Origin of the sequence: Arthrobacter sp. TWP1-1 (assembly GCF_049897845.1) — a bacterium.
GTDB lineage: Bacteria > Actinomycetota > Actinomycetes > Actinomycetales > Micrococcaceae > Specibacter.
Genome location: NZ_JAFCXC010000005.1, coordinates 228,704 through 248,867, shown reverse-complemented (window position 1 = coordinate 248,867; position 20,164 = coordinate 228,704). Strand labels below are relative to the sequence as shown.

Genomic DNA, 20,164 nt, shown 5'->3' with positions numbered 1-20,164 from the left:
ACTGACAGGTAGCATCGAGTTTCATATCGCCGATATTGCCTTGAATTAGAATATATGTTCTAATCAGTTCATGCGGTGGACCAGTCAAGAACTTAACCAACCACTTTTTCCCGAGCAGATCGCGGAATCGGTGGGCCAAGGCACGAGCACTTCGGTGCCCGGAGTGCCCTTGCTCCCCCTGGCCGGACTGGTCAAGAGCGTCCAGACGCCGGAGTTCGCGGGAATTACGTTTCACGAGGTCCTTTCCAAGTCCGCCCTGAACAAGGTTCCGCCAAGTTCCACGATGCCGTTCGAATGGACAGTGAACCCCTACCGCGGATGCTCCCACGCCTGCGTGTACTGCTTTGCCCGCAAGAGCCACACCTATTTGGATTTCGACTCCGGCGTGGACTTCGATTCCCAGGTAGTGGTCAAGGTGAATGTCGCCGAAGTTCTACGCAAGGAACTCTTCAAGCCGTCGTGGCAGCGGCCCCATGTGGCATTGGGAACTAACACCGATCCTTACCAGCGGGCAGAGGGCCGTTATCGGCTCATGCCGGGGATCATCGAGGCTCTTGCGGACTCGGGCACGCCATTTTCTATCCTGACCAAGGGCACGCTGCTCGCCAGGGACATTCCCCTGCTGCGCGAGGCCGGCAAGCAGGTTAGCGTCGGTATGGGCATCTCCTTGGCCTTGATCGACGAGCAGCTGGCCCAGGCCATCGAACCAGGCACCCCGTCCCCCAAGGCGCGATTGGCGCTCATCAGCAAATTGCGCGACGCCGGACTGCCCTGCGGCGTGATGGCCATGCCCATTCTGCCGTGGCTCACCGATTCCGATGAAGCCTTGGATTCACTCTTTGCCGCGCTGTCTCAAGCTGGCGCGACAGGAGTCAGCGCCGGGGCACTCTATCTTCGCCCGGGTACTCGTGAATGGTTCATGGGCTGGCTGGCGCGCGAACATCCTTCTTTGGTTGGCAGGTATCAGCGGCTCTACGGAACCGGGGCGTACGCCTCCAAGGAGTACCGGCAATGGCTGGCGGAACGCATTAACGAGGCCAAGGCACGCAACGGATTCACCGCGCAAGGCTTCATCCATGATCCTCGCCGCGAGGAAGCCCAGTATCCAGACGGCAGCATGCCAGCAGAACGTGCCCACGACGAGGCATCCCCCGCCGAAAGGCTCGTAGGAGCAGGCTTCCGTGGCATAACCGCTGGGCAGAATGTGATTGAGCAGAATGTGGCTGGCAGCAGAAAGGCGGGACTCCCCGTGGGGAATCCCGCCCAATCACACCTAGCTCCCACCTTGTTCTAATGGCTGTTCGAGCCGCAACTTTTGTTGCGGTGAATAGCTAGGGACAGGCAGGAACATCAAGCCGTGGTGTTATCCGCTCTTGCGGCGGAATTCACGCTTGTGCGATGCCGCGCCGTGAGATGCGCTGATTTTTGCGCCACCGGCCGCAGCTACAGTGCCGTGCTGTTGGTTCTTCTTGTTCTCCAGAGCCTGCCGAAACTTTTCCTTGGTTTCATCGCTGGCACCGGCGGGGGTTTGTTCGTCGTGGTTTTCACTCGTCATGGCACAACCTCCTTGGGGTCTTGTGCACCCAGTCTGGCACAGCACGGCGGGTTTTCAACACCCGCTGCTACATTCATGGTTCAGGGTGCCGTAAAAACCATGAGCGCCTCCACAATGGGAAGATCGGCCGGTATCCAGGACAGTTCACGTATTTCGGAGCCGTTCAGCTCGACCCACCGAAGCAGGTCGTGGTCTTCGAGCGGTTCGGGAGTGCCATCCGTCACCTCGGCCAGCCACACGCGCATGGCGGCGCCAGCGTTCAGGGGCCAGCCATCCGCCGTCGGACACTCCAGCTCAGAGCCGAGCATGACTGTGACGCCCAGTTCCTCTGCCAACTCACGATGAAGGCCCGCCTGCGCGGATTCTCCGGGTTCCACCTTGCCGCCAGGGAACTCCCACATGCCAGCAAACTCCGGCGGGGCGGTCCGCCTAGCGGCCAAAAGCTTGGTTGGATTTTCAAGGGAGTCCACAAGGGCGCCGCCCACTATTTGTTTGATCGTCGTCACCAGGCAAGTGTAGGCCGAACTAGACTGGAGAGGGCATCACGATGCCCAACCGCGCCGCCCGCGTCCCGAGGCGCCGGCACCGCCCGCCCAGCATAGTGCGGCCGCGGAAGAATCCCACGTATGGAAAGCAAAGAAATGGCCCTGCTCAAAAGTTCCCGCGAAACCAAACCGGCGTCGCCCAACGTAGTTGCCTGGGCCATCTTCTCCTTAGCCATTGGCGGGTTTGGCATCGGCACCACCGAGTTTGCCATGATGGGCCTACTGCCCAACGTTGCCGAGGGCGTCGGCGTCAGCGTCCCCACTGCCGGTCACGTCATTTCCGCCTATGCACTCGGCGTCGTGGTGGGCGCACCGCTGCTGGTGGCCATCAGCGCCAAGATGCCACGAAAGACGCTTGCACTGAGCCTCATGGCGCTGTTCACGGTGGGAAATCTCCTATCCGTCTTTGCCCAGGATTACTCGACGTTGCTTGTCACCCGGTTCATTGCCGGCCTGCCGCACGGCGCATTCTTTGGGGTGGCTGCCGTGCTGGCTGCCTCCATGGTTGCCCCGACCAAGCGCGGCCGCGCCATTTCGATGGTCATGATGGGTCTTTCCATCGCCAACGTTTTGGGTGTTCCCCTGGCAACCTTTGTTGGACAGGCATTTGGGTGGCGCTGGCTATTCGTCCTTGTCGGCGTCATCGGTGTCATCACCATGGTGTGCATGGCGATCTTCATCCCGGCGCAAAAAGCCCAGGTCGGGGCAAGCCTGCGCAATGAACTCAGCGCCCTGCGCCGCGGTCAGGTGTGGTTGACCCTCCTCGTCGGTGTGGTTGGCTTTGGTGGCTTCTTTGCCGTGTACACGTACGTTGCCAACACCATGACCGATGTGGCAGGGTTCTCTGCCAGCTTCCTGCCGATTATCGTGGGCCTTTATGGGGTCGGCATGGTGGTTGGAAACTATGTGGGCGGACGGATTGCCGACTGGTCCGTTATGGGCAGCATCTACCTCGTGATGGGCTTTATTGCCGCCATGCTGGTGCTCTACGCGGCCACAGTGCACATCCAGTGGATGGCCTTGCTCATGATCTTCGTGATCGGCGCATCGGGCGCCATGCTCATTCCATCGCTGCAAACACGGCTTCTCGACGTCTCCCCAGGCGCACCCACCCTGGCGTCCTCGCTGAACCACTCGGCCCTGAACATGGCCAACGCGCTTGGCGCCTTCGTTGGAGGCCTCGTCATTACCTGGGGTTGGGGATTCACCGCCCCTGCCATGGTTGGCGCTGTCCTAGCCGTTCTTGGTCTAGGCGTAGCACTGCTCAGTGGCCTGCTGGATAAGTCCGGCAGCAAGTAACCTTCCCAAATACAAAAGACCCGCGCCTAGCCACCATGACTAAGCGCGGGTCTTCTGTATTTGAACTGGGAGCTACATCCTGTGCTGGGCACGGGCCGATGCGTACAGGCACACCGTGGCGGCCGTACCAAGGTTCAGGGACTCGGCGTCACCGTAGACCGGGACCGCCACGCGATGATCGGCCAAGGCCTTCTCTTCCCCGGCTAGTCCTTGCGCTTCGTTGCCAAACATCCACAGCGTGGGCTGCTCCAGTTCATAAGTAGAATCTGGGATCTCCTGGTCGAACGCGCGTGCGGCGCTTTCGTCCTGCAGCTGGTCAAGGTTCAGGTGGCCGTAGCCGTCAGCGGCAAGCACGCCTACACCGGCAGCCTTTGCCGCCCCAACAACCTCGGTAACCGTCATACCAAGAACCACCGGGATATGGAACAAGGATCCAGCGGTGGAGCGCACGGCCTTGGGGTTGTAAATATCAACACTCGACGAGGAGAAGATCACGGCGTCGGCACCGGCGGCATCGGCAGCGCGCAGCACTGTGCCGGCATTGCCCGGGTCCTGCACACGGCACAGCATGGCAATGAGCTTCGGCTTTGCGGCAAGAACTTCGGCCAAGGGAACGTCCACAAAATTGCAGACGGCCACAATGCCCTGCGGTGAAACGGTGTCGGTCATGGCGGCCAGCACCAGTTCGCTGGCAATGCGCAGCTGCAGGCGGGATCCTGGCGCGGAGGCAGCTTCCAGCAGCTCCGGGTATTTCTTCAGGCATTCAACGGTGGCGTACAGGGATTCCACAACTGGCGTGCCGCCGGCTGCAAGGCATTCGCGGTGTGCCCGCAGCGCCTCCCGAACGGACTGTGGCCCCTCGGCCAGGAACTGCCGGCGTTTTAAACGGCCCGAGCGCCCGGTCAGCTTGGCAACATCCCTCACTCGATCTGCTCGAGGATTGGTCATGGCTTCTGCTGGCGGGCGCCCGGGTTCATTCATGCTTAGGACTTTAGCAGTCACAGCACACGAACAAGGAACTGAACGTTCCTCAGGGGTATTACTAAAATTACTTAGCTACCGGAGCTGACGTGTCAGCAGGCAGTGCAGCCTTGGCGATGTTCACCAGAGCGGTGAAAGCACCAGCGTCGTTGACGGCCAGGTCGGCCAGCATGCGACGGTCAACCTCGATCGCAGCAGCCTTCAGGCCCTGGATCAAGCGGTTGTAGGTCAGGCCGTTGGCGCGTGATGCAGCGTTGATACGCTGGATCCAGAGGCGACGGAAGTCACCCTTACGCTTGCGACGGTCACCGTAGCTGTACACAAACGAGTGCAGCAGCTGCTCTTTGGCCTTGCGGTACAGGCGTGAACGCTGTCCACGGTAACCCTTTGCGCGCTCAAGAATAACCCGACGCTTTTTGTGGGCGTTTACAGCCCTCTTCACACGTGCCACGTGCGTACTCCTTCAATTTTAAAGATCCCAAGCCAATCATGCCGGGGAAGGCTTTGATGAAATGGTGTTATGCCCATAACGGGCAATGTCACCGATTGACTTGCGAAATTAGATGCCGAGCATCTTTTTGATGTTGCGAACATCAGCCTTGGCGACCGTGAGGTCACCCTTCAGGCGACGCTTCAAGCTGGAAGGCTTGTGCTCCAAGTAGTGGCGGCGGTTAGCCTGCTGGCGCTGAAGCTTACCGGAACCGGTGAGCTTGAAACGCTTCTTAGCACCACTGTGTGTCTTCATTTTAGGCATGAGGACCTGTCTCCTTACGTATCCACCGGCGCTGCCTGTGGTTCTCTTGCAGCGACCGGTTGGGTCACTGTGTGGGTGTATTCACCGCTGAAAAGGTGAAACCTTATTCAGCCGAGCTGGGGGTTTCGACTACGGTCGCGCTCTTTGCAGAGGCAGCCTTCGTAGCCGGTTTTGCTGCAGCCTTGGCGGCCGGCTTTGCTGCGGGCTTCGCAACAACGGGCTTGGCCATGGGCTTCGGCATGGGGATGGGCTTTGCGGCAACCGGCTTCGGAGCAGCAACCGGCTTGGCGGCTACAACGGGCTTGGCTGCGGCCTTGGCGACGGGAGCTGCCTTGGCCACGGGGGCCTTAGCTGCAACAGGTGCCTTGGCCGGGGCTGCCTTGGCCGGAGCCTTGGCAGGTACGACGGCGGGAGCCGGCTTTTCTTCCGGAACGCTCACCTCGGGTGCAACAACAGCTGCGGGAGCTTCCGCAACGGGTGCAGCAACTTCGACGGCCGGAGCGGGCGTCTCCTGGACAGCGTCGGCGGCGGGAGCCTCGGCGTCGTCCGTCAGGTTCAAGCCCTGGGGCAACAGGTCGGCCAATGACTGAGTCATGGGCGCCTTGTTGTCGCGGTCCACATCAACGCGAGCGGTGCCATTGGCAACTGCCTCGTTGTGGGCCTTTGCATCGGCACGCTGCTGGTTGCGGCGGGCTTCTGCCTTTGCCTCAGCCTTGTTCTTCAAGGGACCAATAACCATGACCATGTTGCGGCCGTCAATGCGGGGGCTCGACTCGATGATGCCAACTTCGGCAACTTCTGCGGCGAACTTCTGCAAGAGGCGGATACCCATTTCCGGACGCTGCTGCTCGCGGCCTCGGAACTGGATCATGGCCTTGACCTTGTCGCCAGCGCCGAGGAAACGCATTGCGTGTCCGCGCTTGGTCTCGTAGTCATGGGTGTCGATCTTGAGGCGGAAACGGATTTCCTTCAAGACGGTGTTGGTCTGGTTCTTGCGGGCTTCACGAGCCTTGACAGCGGCTTCGTACTTGTACTTGCCGAAGTCCATCAGTTTGCACACCGGCGGCTTTGCCGTCGGCGCTACCTCAACCAGATCCAAGTCAGACTCAGCTGCTAAACGGAGGGCATCCTCAATGCGGACAATCCCTACTTGTTCGCCTGCTGGCCCAACCAACCGCACCTCGGGGACGCGGATTCGATCATTGATGCGTGGCTCGCTAATGTGTAGCTCCTGTTGCCTAAAAAAGGGTGAGTACCACCAGCAACGAAGAAGGCCTCCAATTTGCTGATGCAATGGAGGCCTCGAATTAGTCGGCACAGGCTCCATTTAAGGAACCTGATTGCTGTTCCTCAAGGGAACGGCACCGACCTGAACCAGACAACGCCAAAGAATGGGTCGAAAGGTGGGAGAGGACTCCACTTGCAAACTCTTTGCCGCTGATTTGGTGCCCGTGACTTTCGCCTTGAGGACACACGATAAATAACAGCATCGAGTCGGTCTGTGACAAGCTTAGCAGTATGAGTAGCTCAGATAATAATTCGGACACCCGCAACACATTTCAGGCAGCCCCCGAAGAGGCCCTGACCGACGCAGAGGCAAGCTCTGTAGTACGTGATATCGCTGAAGTTCCAGCCATTGAAGTCATTACGACGGCGGCCGTTCACCTCATGAGCGCAGCGGCAGTTAAGTGTGGCCTCGCCGCCGGACCCGACGCCGAGGAGCTCAAGGACCTCGATGAGGCCCGCAAGCTCATTACCGCCCTGGCCGGATTCGTTACTGCCGCAGCCCCGGAGATCGGCAGCCAGCACGCCGGACCGTTGCGCGACGGCCTGCGCTCACTTCAGCTCGCCTTCCGCGAAGCCTCCACGATCCAGGACGCACCGGGCAAGGGTCCGGGCGAGAAGTTCACCGGAGCAGTCAACTAATAACTCCCCTACATCTGTGTGGCAGTTGTTGCATCAAATTGACCGATTTTCGGTGTTTTTGGTGCAACGACTGCCACACAGAATTGTTTAACGGGCTGGTTAGCTGTGCTGAGCCCCTATGGCTGGCCCAAAAGCGCTCAGACCGGGCCTTACTCGTTGAGCAGCTGACCCAGCCCGACATCTCCTGATGCACTTTGCCCGGACTCAGTCAGTAGGCGGTTGCCACGTCGGCGCCAGATAGTCATGGCCACCAGACCTAGGATGGCCAGAACCGTGCAAATGACGCCGACGATCGCAAAACCTGCCCACGGTCCCAGGGTGTCAATCATGGCGCCGGCGAACGGCGCGCCCATGGCATTGCCAATCGTCATCGAGGAGCCGTACCATCCCATGGCCTCGCCGCGACGCTTCTCGGTGACGAGATCGGCAATGTGCTCGGCACTGGAGGTGAGGACGGGGGCGCACAGCAGCCCCGGGAGAATGGACAACAACCCAAGGGTTAAGGCGTTTGTGGCATATCCCATAGGAATGATCAGGATTGCCATGGCGCAGAGAAGCCACAAGGGGTTGACGGAACGTTTGAGGGCACCGTAAACGATGCCACCAACAATCGAGGCTCCGCACCAGAAGAGAAAGACGATTCCAAGATCACCCGTGCTGTTGTTGTGCTCCATCAGCGCAACCATGCCAACGTTGACGCCGGTCAATACCAGCCCCGCACCAAGGGAGGTAGCCAGAATGGCCAGCACGGCGATGTTGACCCAGCGAACATTGTGCCTGGTGCTCCCCCACCATCGGACCACCACATTCTTGTCCCTCAGGTCCGGCACTGGCTGATCCTCGACGGAATCAACAGGCTCAGTGGCGGGCTGGCCAACAGCGACAAAGGAACCCTTTTGGCCAGTCCGGGTGGGTGGGTTGAACCACATAAGGAAGACGCCGGCCAGGGACGCACTGACACCAATGATGATCAGGCCCATGACTGTGTTGTTCGTGGCCAACATGACACCGGCGGCCGGGCCGATCATAAAGGTGAGTTCCCCTCCCATGGAATCCAGCGCATAAGCTGTTCGCCGCTGCTCCGACGGGACCATGACGCCCAAAGCCTGGCGGACCACTGAGAAGATCGGCACGGCGAAGAGCCCGCCGATGAAGGCCGCCACCATCAGCAGCTGGAAGTTCAAAAAGGGTGCCATGCCCCAAACAACCACCTCGGCAATGACTGAGGGAATCAAAGCCTTCCGCAGCCCGTAAATATCCACCATGCGACCACGCCACGGTGCACCAATGGCCATGCCGATGGTAATGGCTGCAGCAATCGAGCCGGCAGCCGCATAGCTGAGGTTCATGGATTTCACCACATGCAGCGTCAGCAGGACACCTGCTGCTGCGTGGGGAATACGCGCCAACATGGCGATAATCAATAGGCGGCGCACGGATCCAACCGCGAGGATTTCGCGGTAGGCAGCAAAATTCACGTTGATGACTTCTCTCTGGTTATCCATCACAGGAGAGCATCAGGCTGCCTTGCTGTGGTTTAAGTTTGTTGTTGCGGGTGGCGCAAGCGGATCTGGATCGAATCAACCGCTGAGGCAAAATGCTCATGGCCAGCCCAATATTCTTGCAATCGGGACAGCACGTCATTCACCTCAAGCTGATCGAGCCCAGGCAACAAAGTGATCGTGACACACAATTCCGGCCCTGTTCCGCCGCCTTGCACCAATCGTCGCGCCGGTTCGGCGCTATTGTCCCAGAGGGATTCTATGCCTTGGCCAGCACCGGCGGAAATGTCCACGACTGCACTGTTACCAAGCACCGACACGGATTCGCGCAGAATGCTCTCAACCGCTACATCGACATAGCTGGGATGCCATTGACGCTGCTGGGCCAGGGCCCACATGGCGGGCCGCCGAACGACAAATGGTCGCTGCGAACCGGGATCAACCACCAGTAACTGCGCTTCCTCTGCCACCGCCGATAATGCCGCACGTGCCGCATAGACGGCCACCGGCCGGGCCTCCGGATGCCACCGGGTCAGTGCTGCTGCGTGGGAAAATACCGGCAGGGCCTTGCGGCCGTCGGGTCCCTGCAGGGTCACCAGCGCCATGTCAGATTCCTTGTCGGAGACCAGGCCGTTCTCACCAACAGTTTGCTCGGCCAATTGCGCCACGATGGGAATGAACACGCGGGCCGTGGCCAGCGAAGCAACCACCTGCTCCTCGGTGCCCACTCCCGCGGCGAGCTGCGCCATGGCGGCGGCAAAACCTGCGTCCATGGCGCCGTCATCCGAGTCGAAGTTGTGGTATTTCTCCTGCGCGGGAAGGTCGCGGCCTGCCCAAGGCTGCCCGGCGGAATCGGTTTGTCCACCGGCGCCGGCCAAGGCGGCGGCAATGTGTCCTGGCAGCGCTTTCTTGGGCATCTCAGTCATGATTTAGCGGCGGCCTGCAACGTCAAGGGCCTGCGGCAGAGTGAATTGGCCTGAATACAGTGCCTTACCAACGATTGCACCCTCCACACCCTCGCCGACCAATTCGCGCAGCACGCGAAGGTCTTCGAGGCTGGAGATACCGCCGGAAGCCACCACCGGCTTGGAGGTGCGGGCGCACATTTCCCGCAGCAGTTCCACGTTGGGACCGCGCAATGTTCCATCTTTGGTGACGTCGGTGACGACGTAGCGGGCGCAGCCTGCGTCCTCCAACCGGGCCAAAACCTCCCAGATGTCGCCGCCTTCCTTCGTCCAGCCGCGGCCAGCCAAGGTGGTTCCACGAACGTCAAGTCCGACGGCGATCTTGTCACCGAAGCGGTCGATGACCTTCGCGGTCCACTCCGGGTTCTCCAGCGCAGCGGTACCCAAGTTCACTCGGCCCACGCCCAGCTCCAGGGCTGCCTCGAGGGAGGCATCGTCACGAAGGCCGCCGGAAAGCTCAACCTTGATATCGAGGGCCTGAACCATTTCGCTGAGCAGGTGAACGTTGGAGCCCCGGCCAAACGCTGCGTCAAGGTCAACGAGGTGAACCCACTCGGCGCCGTCGTTCTGCCATTTCATGGCCGCTTCCAGAGGAGAGCCATAGCTGGTTTCCGAGCCGGCCTCGCCCTGGACGAGGCGTACGGCTTGGCCGTTCACGACGTCGACAGCGGGCAGCAATTCCAAAATGGGGGTGGTCATGGGATCCTCAACGTTTTGTGTCTTGCGAATGGGAAGGTGCGGCGGGGCCGCGAGATGGTGACTTAGTTTTGAAGCGTAAACATGTAAGCGGCCACGAGCGACATGACGGCCAACAGGGCGAAGCTAATGGGAATCCAGCGGGCACTCTTTTGCTGGAAGAAGGTATAAGCGCCGCCGATGAGCAATCCTGCCAACCCCATGAGAAGTAACGACCACATTAGTTAGTCACGGTACTTTCTTGGGTGACAGCAGGGCGCTTGAGTGATTTAACCCAGTTGCGCAGCATGCGGGCACCGGCATCGCCGGACTTTTCCGGGTGGAACTGCGTTGCACAGAGCGGACCGTTTTCCACTGCGGCGATGAACGGCGCACCGTGCTCGGACCAGGTCACCAACGGAGGGCGCATCTTGGGCTGCAGCACTTCAAAGTCCCAAGTCTGCACGCCGTAGGAGTGGACAAAGTAGAACCGCTCGTTCTCCACGCCTTCGAACAGCATGGATCCTTCCGCGGCCTTGACGGTATTCCACCCCATGTGGGGCACGACCTCGGCGGGCAGCAACTCGACCGTTCCGGGCCATTCCCCCATGCCTTCCTCGTGGACTCCGTGTTCCACGCCGGCATCGAAAAGCACCTGCATTCCGACGCAGATACCCAAGACGGGGCGACCGCCGGCAACGCGTCGGCCGATCATGCGTAGCGCGTCAACGTTCTTCAGCTCGGACATGACCGATCCGAAGGCGCCCACACCAGGAACAACCAGGCCATCGGCCGTCAAGACGTCGTCAGGCTTGGCGCTGAGCGTTACGATGGCGCCGGCACGCTCAAGCGCACGGACGGCAGAGCGTACGTTTCCCGAACCGTAATCCAGAACGGTGACTGTCGGCTGGCTTGCTTTAGTCTGATCAGTCTCGGCGCTCACAACAGGCCCTTCGTGGACGGAATTCCGGTCACGCGGGGATCCGCTTCGACGGCAGATCGCAGGGCGCGTGCAAAAGCCTTGAACTGGGCCTCAACGATGTGGTGCGGATCGCGGCCCGCGATGACCGTCATGTGAAGGCAGATCTGTGCGTGCAAGGTGATGGCTTCAAAGACGTGGCGGGTCAGCGAGCCCGTGAAGTGCCCGCCGATGAGGTGGTACTCCTGACCGGCAGGCTCTCCGCCGTGCACCAGGTAGGGACGGCCGGAGAGATCCACAACGGCGTTGGCCAGGGCTTCATCGAGCGGGACGGTGGCTTCGCCGAAGCGACGGATGCCGGCCTTGTTGCCGAGTGCCTCCTTGAGGACCTCGCCTAGGGAGATTGCAACATCCTCAACCGTGTGGTGGGCATCGATGTGAGTATCGCCGGTGGCCTTGATGTTCATATCAATCAAGGAGTGCTTAGACAGGGCAGTCAACATGTGATCGTAAAAAGGCACTGACGTGTCAATGTTCGAAACCCCGGTGCCATCGAGGTTGATCTCAACCATGACGCTGGATTCGCTCGTGGCCCGCTCCAAACGAGCTGTCCGTCCCTGGCCTGGGGTTGTCTGAGTCATTGCAGCAGTCCTTTGATTTGTGTACGCAACCCGATCACCGTGCAAGGCAGGGCAGGAGGGAGCGCGGGGACGATCATAAGTGTTTATACCAGTTTAGAAGAGAAGACGCGTCAAAGCCCAACCAGCCCGGACTCCAGCACACCGCCAAAGCTCGACGGCGTACGCGGACGTGAGAACTAAGCGCCCAGGATGACGCGAAGTCCCGTGAGGAACGCGCTGGTCTCAGTCTCGGTACCGGCCGTGACGCGCAGGTGGCCGGGGATTCCGACGTCGCGAATCAAGACGCCCTTGGCCAGCAATGCTTCCCAAACCTCATGGGGGTTTTCAATGCCCCCAAAGAAGACGAAGTTCGAGTCCGAGGGTGCAGGACTGAGCCCCATGTCGGTCAACTCGTTGACTATCCGGTCGCGCTGGACCTTGATCTGTTCAACATTGGCCAGCAGCGATGCCGAATTACGCAAGGCAGCCACGGCCGTGGCCTGAGTAATGGCGGACAGGTGATAGGGCAGGCGAACGAGACGAACGGCGTCAGTTACCTCAGGAGCGGCAGCCATATAGCCCAAGCGGGCACCAGCCATGGCAAAGGCCTTACTCATGGTGCGTGAGATCACGAGGCGCGGACGGCCCTCAAGAAGATCGAGCGCACTGGGTGTGCCAGCGTGGGAAAACTCCGTGTAGGCCTCGTCAACTATGACGATGGCCTGCGAGGCCTCGCCAGCTTCATAGACGGCTTTGACGACATCCAAGCCGAGGGCTGTTCCCGTGGGGTTGTTGGGTGAACACAACAAAACAATATTGGGGGCGTGCGCACGAACTTGCTCGGCAGCCGAATCGGCACTCAAGCTGAAGTCTGGCGCTCGAACGCCGGCAATGTAGGCCGATCCCGTGCCACTGGCCAGGAGCGGGTACATGGAGTACGTGGGAGGGAAACTCATGACGCTTCGGCCAGGGCCGCCGAAGGCCTGCAACAGCTGCTGCAGCACTTCATTGGAACCGTTGGCTGCCCACAGATTTTCTTCCGTCAGATCATGTCCAAGGTAAGCAGCCAGTTCCTTGCGGAGGGTCGTGAATTCGCGATCCGGGTAGCGGTTGAGGCCGTCAAGCTCCGCAGCGACTGCCTTAAGAATGGCTTCCTTCGCGTCGTCGGGGACTCCGAAGGTGTTTTCATTGACGTTCAGCAGCACCGGCACGTCAAGCTGGGGCGCCCCATAAGGATGCTGTCCGCGCAGATCGTCGCGGAGTGGCAATTGACTTAGGCGTTCGAACTGATCCATGGTTCCAGCATATTTCCTGCCCGCCGAATGTCCGAACTGGCGACAATATGCGGACACGTTACGTTTTCCAACACCTTAGCTTCGCCAACACACTAGCTTTGCCAACGATGCCCCGCTGGCCATCTTCATGGACTGCGTTTACTGGTGCGACTATTTGGGGAGAGGCACAAAGAGCTGCTGGCCGGCCTGGACTACGCCGCTGCCAAGCTCATTCAATGCCACGATCTCACTGACTACATCACGAACATCGCGGTTCGGATTCGAGGCGGCCGCAATGCTCCACAGGCTGTCACCTTGCAGAACGGTGACAGTGGCGGCGTACTCGGCCATATCTACTGCAACGTGCTCAACCGACGCCTGCGCGGGGCTGGCTACTGAACCGAGCACGATCGCCAACGCGGCAAACACCATGACAGCTGCCGTGACGAGTGCCGGAATGCCCAGAAGGACCAGGCGGCCACGACGGGTCAAGTTGATACGAACAGTGCTCAGGGGTGTTGCGGAGATAACCATTGCATTCATGACTTCTGGTCCTTTCGCCGTGGATCTCACCCTCCGGACTCGAACATCCATTGGATCAAATTCCATTGCTTTACATCTTCGATAGAACGTATGTTCTAGTTAGCTACTAGAACAGTTTTAGCACCTATAGACGACACTTGCCAAGAGTAGATCGAACAAATGTTTGAAATTGCCTACTTTGTGGCTTAAACTTGTGAAACAAGGATTGGCCGCTAGATGCAGTCCACCAGCAGGCACTGACATTGTTCAGGGCAGCCACGAAAGGACCCCGGAACCATGGCGCTTCCAGACCCACCGCACCGCATCCCCCAGGCACCCAGTCGCGCCGGCATGAAGGGCCTGACGGTTCGGCAGAAGAAGATCCTTGAGTGCATTCAGCGCTCCATCGCGGATAAGGGCTACCCGCCCTCCATGCGTGAAATTGGCGACGCCGTGGGGTTGGCGAGCCTCTCCAGCGTCACGCACCAGCTGACTCAGCTTGAACGGCACGGCTACCTGCGGCGGGATCCCAAACGACCTCGCGCCATGGAAGTCCTCATCCCCTTGGTTTTGGACAATGGTGCAGTGGAGATTGAGGGCGTCAGCTCCCCCACAGCTTTGCGCAGCTCAAACGGTTTGAATTTCGCTGAACTGAGCAGCTCCTCGGACACAGCTTTCGTTCCTCTGGTGGGACGTATTGCAGCCGGTGGACCGATTCTGGCCGATCAATCGGTGGATGACATCATGCCGCTGCCTCGCCAGATTGTCGGCAATGGCGAGTTGTTCATGCTCAAGGTTCAGGGTGATTCCATGATCGATGCAGCCATCTGTGACGGTGACTGGGTTGTTATCCGCCAGCAGCCCACAGCCAACAATGGCGATATCGTGGCGGCACTTCTCGAAGATGAGGCGACCGTCAAGACGTTCCGCCAGCGCGACGGCCACACGTGGCTGCTTCCGCAGAACACCCGCTACGAGCCCATCCTCGGTGACCACGCCACCATCATGGGCAAGGTCGTATCGGTGCTCCGCAGCCTGTAGCACCCACAGACACAAAAGAGGCGCCAGTCCAGATTTGGACGGCGCCTCTTTTTTGCAGGTCTACTTGCCGGAAAGCCGCTTCAGTGCTGACAGCGCAACGGCCCTGTCCTTGGTGGACCAGAAGGGTGGAAGCGCTGCGCGCAGGAACCCGCCATAGCTGGCATTGGCAAGGCGTGAATCCAGCACGGCAACAACTCCACGGTCCTGGCTTGACCGGATCAACCGGCCGACACCCTGGGCCAGCCGTACGGCAGCATGGGTGGCGGAGATGGCGATAAAGCCGTCGCCGCCACTTTGTGCCACTGCTCGAGCCCTGGCCGTGACCAGTGGATCGTCCGGTCGCGGGAACGGAATCCGGTCGATCACCACAAGGCGGCATGACGCGCCCTGGACATCGACGCCTTGCCACAGTGACATGGTCCCGAAGAGGCAGGTATCGGGTTCATCTGCGAATTGCTTGATCAACCCGGACATGGAGGAATCGCCCTGGCAGAGGATCTTCACCTTGAGTTTCTTACGTAGCTTTTCGGCAGCGTCCTCGGCGGCACGTCTGGAGGAAAACAGCGCCAGCGTGCCACCGCCGGCGGCCGTGATGAGATCGGCCAGCTCATCCAGCTGCTCCGGAGACATCCCAAAGCCAGGCTTCTTCAAATGTGCGGCCACGTACAGCATGCCCTGCTTGGGGTAATCAAAAGGAGAGCCGACGTCGGCACCCGTCCAGCTGGGCGCGCTTGGCCCCAGCAAACCCAAACCACCTGCGGTGGACTGGAATGATTCACCTATGGCAAGCGTTGCCGAGGTCAACACCACTGTTCGATCGGCGAAGAGGCCTTCACGCAATTTCATGGCCACACTCAGAGGTGCAATGTTCAAGACGGCTGGTTCATTCTCGTCCGCTTTTTGGTAGCCCTGTCCTGGGACGAAATTACCAGGGCGTGAAGCCCAGACCACTTCGCGGGCATCGTTGGCCACCAAAAGGCGTTCACAGAGGTCGAAGATGAGGTTCAGCCTGGACCTTGCGATGGATCGTCCACCGTCAGCGGCCGCGTTTCCGTCCGGCTTCGAATCTGACAGCGCAGCACGAACAGCGTCGCGCACCTGCTCGATGGCCTGGCTTTGGGTGTCATTGAGACCGTTGGGCAGCAAGCCTTCGGGCATGCCGGCAAGAGCCATATCCAGGGCTGCGGCACTCGCATGGAGTGTCTCCACCGGCACAGCCGTGTGTTTGCGGGTGCTAGATGCCGCGGCTTGAATCATTTGCACGGAGAGTTGTCCGGTGACAGCTCCCGTTACCCTGTCCTGAAGTTCATGGGCCTCATCCACCACAACCACGTCATACTCAGGCAGGACGGCAATGCCTTCAAAAGCACTGATGGCCAGCATGGCGTGGTTGGTGACCACAATGTCGGCCTCGGCACCGCGGGCACGGGCCAACTCCGCAAAGCACTCGGTGGCAAGGGGGCATTTTTGTGCGCCTAGGCATTCCATGGACGTCACGGATACTTGACGCCAGGCCCGATCCGTCACCCCAGGCACCAGCTCGTCCCGGTCACCGGTCTCGGTATCTTGAGCCCAATCACGCAGGCGCACAACTTCCTTGCCGAGCTGGGATGCTGGCCCGGTGCTCGCACCCGGCAGGTGGGCAACACTGGTGTCCTCACCGAGGCTGAAGAGAGCTCCCTCCCCGGTGTCTTCCGTGGGGAAACCGCCACCCAACTTCTGTTTGCAGACGTAGTTGCTCCTGCCCTTGACCAGGGCAACGTCAATGGCGCGCGGCAGGATCGGCGCCAAGGCGGCAAGCAACCTAGGTACGTCGCGTCCCACGATCTGGGCCTGCAGGGCGAGGGTCGCCGTAGCCACGACGGCAGGTTTGTCACTCGTGAGTGAGTTGACGATCAGCGGGATCAGGTAAGCCAGTGACTTTCCCGTTCCTGTGCCTGCCTGAACCAACAGGTGGTCGCCGCTTTCGATGGCGGCAACGACGCGGCGGACCATTTCGTGTTGACCATCGCGGCGCTGACCGCCCATGGATTCAACAGCCTTGTCCAAGAGGGTCAGTGCTTGTTGCGAAAAATCACTTTCAGGCATGCTGGACAAACGGCTCAACCTCGGCTGCAAGGTCTTCCCGGACTCGGACCGTAGCCAGTGTGCCGTGCTCGCCATGCTCAAGAGCGATGATTTCCGCGTCGGTACGGTGCAACTTGTTCAGTACGTCACCGCGATCGTAGGGAATCAGCAATGTCAGGGTCACGCTCGGGTGCGGGATGGCCTCACTAATGGCTTCCAGAAGCTCTTCGATACCTTCACCGGTGCGAGCCGAAACGACCACGTTGCGCGACTCGTGCAGACGAAGACGCTCAATCACTATCGGATCTGCGATATCTGCCTTGTTGAGGATGATGATCTCAGGTATTTGCAGAGCACCGACCTCGGCAAAGACCGAGCGGACGGCCGAGATCTGCCCCTCAGGGTCCGGGTGCGATGCATCCACGATATGCAGGATCAGATCTGCATCAGCGACTTCTTCGAGGGTGGAGCGGAATGCCTCAACCAATTGCGTGGGCAGGGAACGCACAAAGCCAACGGTATCGACCAGCGTGTAGCCCAAGCCGTCTGCGGTCTCGGTCTTGCGAACCGTGGGATCCAATGTTGCGAACAGGGCGTTTTCAACCAAAACTCCGGCGTCCGTCAATCGGTTCAGCAACGAAGACTTGCCGGCATTGGTGTAGCCCGCGATGGCAACGGACGGCACGCTATTGCGCTTACGATTGGCCCGCTTAGTTTCCCGAGCTGGGCGCATTGCGGCGATTTCACGACGCAACTTTGCCATTTTGGTACGGATTTTCCGTCGGTCCAGTTCCATCTTTGTTTCACCGGGGCCACGGGAACCGATACCGCCACCAGCGGCACCCACCCGGCCACCGGCCTGGCGAGACATGGATTCGCCCCAACCGCGCAGGCGCGGGAGGAGGTATTCCATCTGGGCCAGTTCAACCTGTGCCCGGCCTTCACGTGACTTGGCGTGCTGGGCGAAGATGTCCAGAATCAGGGCGGTACGGTCAATGACCTTGACCTTGACAACTTCTTCCAAGGTACGGCGCTGGGAGGGAGCAAGATCGCCGTCAATAATGACGGTGTCCGCACCCGTGGCGTGCACGATTTCCTTGAGTTCCTGCGCCTTACCGGTACCCAAGTAGGTTGCCGGATCCGGCTTGGCGCGGCGCTGCACCAGGCCATCGAGGACCTCGGAGCCGGCCGTTTCGGCCAAGGCGGCCAATTCCCTCAGCGAGTTCTCGGCGTCGGCCATGGTTCCCTTGGACCACAGGCCGGCGAGCACAACGCGTTCAAGGCGCAGCTGGCGGTATTCAACTTCTGTGACGTCCTCGAGCTCGGTCGAGTGACTTGCCCTGCGACGCAGGGCGTTACGCTCGGCCAATTCGCTTTGATCGCCGTCAAAGAGGCTGTGCTGGAATTTCAGGGATGAGACTGCCTGTGCCTGGCCGCCAAGCGGGCGGGTGGAAGGGACGCCTTGGTAGGGATCCTCGGCCTCCGCGTCAGCGTCCTCGCGTACGGCACGTCCGGCTGCGGCGTCCTTGGCAAGAATCCGATCAATCACGGCCTCGATCTCGGCAACCGACAAGTCCTGAGCTGAGGTGTCAGCTTCGGAGGAGCCGTGTGTGTTCTCTCCATGGTTACCGGGTTCGGGCAGCTGGTTGTTCTCGGAACCAGGGTGTGCAGATGCGTTGGACATATTCTCCTTATAGGCGCTATCTCTCAATCCTAGTCCGCCCCACCCACACGCACACCTTTGCCACTGTGCCTTTGTGGATAAAGTCACCGCCGCGTCCTTGGCGCCCTTAGGCGCGCCTAGATACCCAACACGGCATTTCCCCACTAATCTGGCATGACTATGGGTACTCAGGGTTCAGATCATTATTTCAGTTCACAACCGTCAACGCCGATGAAGCGACGGCCTCTAACGGTTGTTTTGGCCGGTGAGAAGCGCACGCTTCAGACGGCCGGTGGCATCTTCAGCCCCGATGGCGTCGACAAGGGCACCACCATCTTGCTCTCGGAAGCGCCGCCGCCCGCCACCGAAGGCAATCTCTTGGACATCGGCTGTGGCTGGGGGCCCATTGCCCTGACATTGGCCCTGCGCTCCCCCGATGCAGCGGTTTACGCCGTGGATGTCAACGAGCGATCACTTGAGCTGACCACAGATAACGCCAAGGCCCTCGGCCTGGACAATGTCCACGCTTCGACGCCCGACGCCGTGGATCCCGAGATCCGCTTCAACACCATCTGGTCCAACCCGCCCATTCGCGTGGGCAAGGAGGAACTGCACTCAATTTTGCTGATGTGGCTGCCCAGGCTGGCCCATGACGGCAACGCCTACTTAGTTGTGCAAAAGAACCTTGGTTCCGATTCGTTGCAACGCTGGCTGACGGCCGAACTCAACGAGCAGTTCCCGGAGGCCGGGTTCAAGGTTGTTCGCGACTCCACCAACAAGGCCTTCCGGATTCTCAAAGTCACCCGCACCAAGCCGTAGCCGTAGCCGCAAAAATAGAGGAAGCCGCCGGAACCATCAGGTTCCGGCGGCTTCCTCTATTTTCAGGCCAGTACGCCGTCGGCCACAATGACCGCCGGGCCGCTGAGTTCAACGTGTTCGCGCCCGTCGGGGCCGGGGAAGAAGCGCACGCCAACCACGCCTCCAGGGACAGTCACTGCCCAGACGTCGGGGGCATCGCTGCCGGCCCAGAAACGGGTTGCGGCAGCGGCAGCACAGGCGCCGGTCCCGCAGGACAGGGTCTCCCCCACGCCACGTTCGTGGACGCGCATGCTGATGTGTCCGACGTCGTCCGTTACAAGAGGCTGGGCAGGTACGGCAAACTCGACGTTGGTGCCAAATGGGGGAACTGGCGTGACAATGGGGGCCTCGGTCAGCTTGGTGCCGGCCAACGCTTCCAGATCGGCCAGTGCCACGACTGTATGCGGGTTGCCCATGGTGATGGAAAGTGCGGGCCGTTCAACCGGGAGCCCCACCGCGTCAACGAGCGAGTCCATCCCTTTTTCGCGCGCCTCCGGGTAGATGAAATCCCACGGGCCCATGTCAACGCGGTAACCAGTGTCCGTGCGCGAGACAACCTTCACGCCCGCCCGGGTGCCTATAGTCAGCTCCTCGCCGGCGCCCAGAGCCACGAGCCCTTCGCTGATGAGGAAGTGCACGAAGACGCGCACGCCGTTGCCGCACATTTCCGAACGCGAACCGTCACCGTTGTTGTAGTCCATGAACCATTCGGCGGTGGGGTTGCTTTCCAGCAACTCAATACCCTCCGGCACGTGGCGCGAACGGACGGCGCGGATCAGGCCGTCGCCGCCCAGGCCACGGCGGCGGTCGCACAGCGCTGCGATCTGTTCGGGCGAAAGATTCCGATCACCGTCGGGATCAGCCACGAGGACAAAGTCGTTGCCGGTGCCATGGCCTTTGGAGAAGCGCATGCCTGTCAAGGGTGCCGAGATGTCAGTCATGGATTAAGCCTAAGGCACCTTTGCTCCCCCGACGCACTGGCCCTTGGGTAATGAGGC

Annotated in this window: 22 protein-coding genes; 5 read left to right on the top strand and 17 right to left on the bottom strand. The window is 60.3% G+C overall.

All coding sequences use genetic code 11. From position 1 onward, the window contains the following. The first annotated feature begins 70 nt into the window (after positions 1-70). Complete coding sequence (locus ACP7B9_RS11615) at positions 71-1,294, top strand: Rv2578c family radical SAM protein (protein ID WP_425863500.1); 1,224 nt, start codon at positions 71-73, stop codon at positions 1,292-1,294. A gap of 69 nt (positions 1,295-1,363) precedes the next feature. Here ACP7B9_RS11615 and ACP7B9_RS11610 read toward each other — a convergent pair whose 3' ends face one another. Both ACP7B9_RS11610 and ACP7B9_RS11605 read right to left on the bottom strand, forming a co-directional pair. Beyond that, complete coding sequence (locus ACP7B9_RS11610) at positions 1,364-1,555, bottom strand: DUF5302 domain-containing protein (RefSeq protein ID WP_425863498.1); 192 nt, start codon at positions 1,553-1,555, stop codon at positions 1,364-1,366. An 80-nt stretch (positions 1,556-1,635) separates the two neighbouring features. Continuing rightward, positions 1,636-2,061, bottom strand: coding sequence for a (deoxy)nucleoside triphosphate pyrophosphohydrolase (locus ACP7B9_RS11605; protein ID WP_425863496.1), 426 nt, complete (start codon positions 2,059-2,061; stop codon positions 1,636-1,638). Between the two features lie 135 nt (positions 2,062-2,196). Between ACP7B9_RS11605 and ACP7B9_RS11600 the strand changes: the two genes are divergently transcribed. After that, positions 2,197-3,399: an MFS transporter gene (locus ACP7B9_RS11600; protein ID WP_425863584.1), complete on the top strand. Its 1,203-nt coding sequence runs from the start codon at positions 2,197-2,199 to the stop codon at positions 3,397-3,399. Positions 3,400-3,471: 72 nt separating this feature from the next. On the opposite strand, the gene ACP7B9_RS11595 is transcribed toward ACP7B9_RS11600, so the two are convergent. The 4 genes from ACP7B9_RS11595 to infC form a co-directional block, all read right to left on the bottom strand. Continuing rightward, a complete protein-coding gene (locus ACP7B9_RS11595; RefSeq protein WP_425863494.1) occupies positions 3,472-4,380 on the bottom strand; it encodes a TrmH family RNA methyltransferase in 909 nt (302 codons plus the stop codon). Between the two features lie 67 nt (positions 4,381-4,447). Further along, positions 4,448-4,831, bottom strand: a complete 384-nt coding sequence (rplT, locus tag ACP7B9_RS11590; protein WP_044571806.1) for a 50S ribosomal protein L20 — start codon at positions 4,829-4,831, stop codon at positions 4,448-4,450. Positions 4,832-4,939: 108 nt separating this feature from the next. Continuing rightward, a complete protein-coding gene (rpmI, locus tag ACP7B9_RS11585; protein WP_044571805.1) occupies positions 4,940-5,134 on the bottom strand; it encodes a 50S ribosomal protein L35 in 195 nt (64 codons plus the stop codon). Between the two features lie 103 nt (positions 5,135-5,237). Continuing rightward, on the bottom strand, positions 5,238-6,314 hold the full coding sequence (gene infC, locus ACP7B9_RS11580) for a translation initiation factor IF-3 (protein ID WP_425863492.1): 1,077 nt from the start codon (positions 6,312-6,314) through the stop codon (positions 5,238-5,240). A gap of 338 nt (positions 6,315-6,652) precedes the next feature. On the opposite strand from infC, the gene ACP7B9_RS11575 reads away from it, so the two are divergent. Continuing rightward, complete coding sequence (locus tag ACP7B9_RS11575; protein ID WP_425863490.1) at positions 6,653-7,060, top strand: DUF1844 domain-containing protein; 408 nt, start codon at positions 6,653-6,655, stop codon at positions 7,058-7,060. 149 nt (positions 7,061-7,209) lie between these two features. Here the strand turns inward: ACP7B9_RS11575 and ACP7B9_RS11570 are convergent, their stop codons facing one another. From ACP7B9_RS11570 to ACP7B9_RS11535, 8 genes are all read right to left on the bottom strand, one after another. After that, the gene (locus ACP7B9_RS11570; protein WP_425863488.1) at positions 7,210-8,565 is read right to left on the bottom strand and encodes an MFS transporter; all 1,356 of its coding nucleotides are present in this window, start codon (positions 8,563-8,565) and stop codon (positions 7,210-7,212) included. Between the two features lie 32 nt (positions 8,566-8,597). Beyond that, positions 8,598-9,488 carry an SseB family protein gene (locus ACP7B9_RS11565; protein ID WP_425863486.1) on the bottom strand — a complete coding sequence of 297 codons (891 nt, stop codon included), beginning with the start codon at positions 9,486-9,488 and terminating at the stop codon, positions 8,598-8,600. A 3-nt stretch (positions 9,489-9,491) separates the two neighbouring features. Continuing rightward, positions 9,492-10,226, bottom strand: coding sequence for a bifunctional 1-(5-phosphoribosyl)-5-((5-phosphoribosylamino)methylideneamino)imidazole-4-carboxamide isomerase/phosphoribosylanthranilate isomerase PriA (gene priA, locus ACP7B9_RS11560; protein WP_425863484.1), 735 nt, complete (start codon positions 10,224-10,226; stop codon positions 9,492-9,494). 62 nt (positions 10,227-10,288) lie between these two features. Continuing rightward, positions 10,289-10,444: a hypothetical protein gene (locus ACP7B9_RS11555; protein WP_425863482.1), complete on the bottom strand. Its 156-nt coding sequence runs from the start codon at positions 10,442-10,444 to the stop codon at positions 10,289-10,291. Further along, the gene (gene hisH, locus ACP7B9_RS11550) at positions 10,444-11,145 is read right to left on the bottom strand and encodes an imidazole glycerol phosphate synthase subunit HisH (protein WP_425863480.1); all 702 of its coding nucleotides are present in this window, start codon (positions 11,143-11,145) and stop codon (positions 10,444-10,446) included. Before hisH ends, ACP7B9_RS11555 begins: the two co-directional genes overlap by 1 nt. Next, complete coding sequence (hisB, locus tag ACP7B9_RS11545) at positions 11,142-11,762, bottom strand: imidazoleglycerol-phosphate dehydratase HisB (protein WP_425863479.1); 621 nt, start codon at positions 11,760-11,762, stop codon at positions 11,142-11,144. The genes hisH and hisB overlap by 4 nt, the downstream gene beginning before the upstream one ends. Positions 11,763-11,938: 176 nt before the next feature. Next, positions 11,939-13,036: a histidinol-phosphate transaminase gene (locus ACP7B9_RS11540; protein WP_425863477.1), complete on the bottom strand. Its 1,098-nt coding sequence runs from the start codon at positions 13,034-13,036 to the stop codon at positions 11,939-11,941. A 150-nt stretch (positions 13,037-13,186) separates the two neighbouring features. Continuing rightward, positions 13,187-13,558 (bottom strand): LysM peptidoglycan-binding domain-containing protein, encoded by a 372-nt coding sequence (locus tag ACP7B9_RS11535; protein WP_425863475.1) that lies wholly within the window; start codon positions 13,556-13,558, stop codon positions 13,187-13,189. A gap of 276 nt (positions 13,559-13,834) precedes the next feature. Here ACP7B9_RS11535 and lexA point away from each other — a divergent pair, with 276 nt between their 5' ends. After that, positions 13,835-14,578 carry a transcriptional repressor LexA gene (gene lexA, locus ACP7B9_RS11530; protein WP_425863473.1) on the top strand — a complete coding sequence of 248 codons (744 nt, stop codon included), beginning with the start codon at positions 13,835-13,837 and terminating at the stop codon, positions 14,576-14,578. 60 nt (positions 14,579-14,638) lie between these two features. On the opposite strand, the gene ACP7B9_RS11525 is transcribed toward lexA, so the two are convergent. Both ACP7B9_RS11525 and hflX read right to left on the bottom strand, forming a co-directional pair. Then, positions 14,639-16,666, bottom strand: coding sequence for an ATP-dependent DNA helicase (locus tag ACP7B9_RS11525; RefSeq protein WP_425863471.1), 2,028 nt, complete (start codon positions 16,664-16,666; stop codon positions 14,639-14,641). Beyond that, positions 16,659-18,329 carry a GTPase HflX gene (gene hflX / locus ACP7B9_RS11520; protein WP_425863469.1) on the bottom strand — a complete coding sequence of 557 codons (1,671 nt, stop codon included), beginning with the start codon at positions 18,327-18,329 and terminating at the stop codon, positions 16,659-16,661. Before hflX ends, ACP7B9_RS11525 begins: the two co-directional genes overlap by 8 nt. Before the next feature lie 210 nt (positions 18,330-18,539). On the opposite strand from hflX, the gene ACP7B9_RS11515 reads away from it, so the two are divergent. After that, on the top strand, positions 18,540-19,127 hold the full coding sequence (locus ACP7B9_RS11515) for a class I SAM-dependent methyltransferase (protein ID WP_425863467.1): 588 nt from the start codon (positions 18,540-18,542) through the stop codon (positions 19,125-19,127). 62 nt (positions 19,128-19,189) lie between these two features. On the opposite strand, the gene dapF is transcribed toward ACP7B9_RS11515, so the two are convergent. Beyond that, entirely contained in the window at positions 19,190-20,107 is a 918-nt protein-coding gene (gene dapF / locus ACP7B9_RS11510) for a diaminopimelate epimerase (protein WP_425863466.1), read from the bottom strand. Between the last annotated feature and the right edge of the window lie 57 nt (positions 20,108-20,164).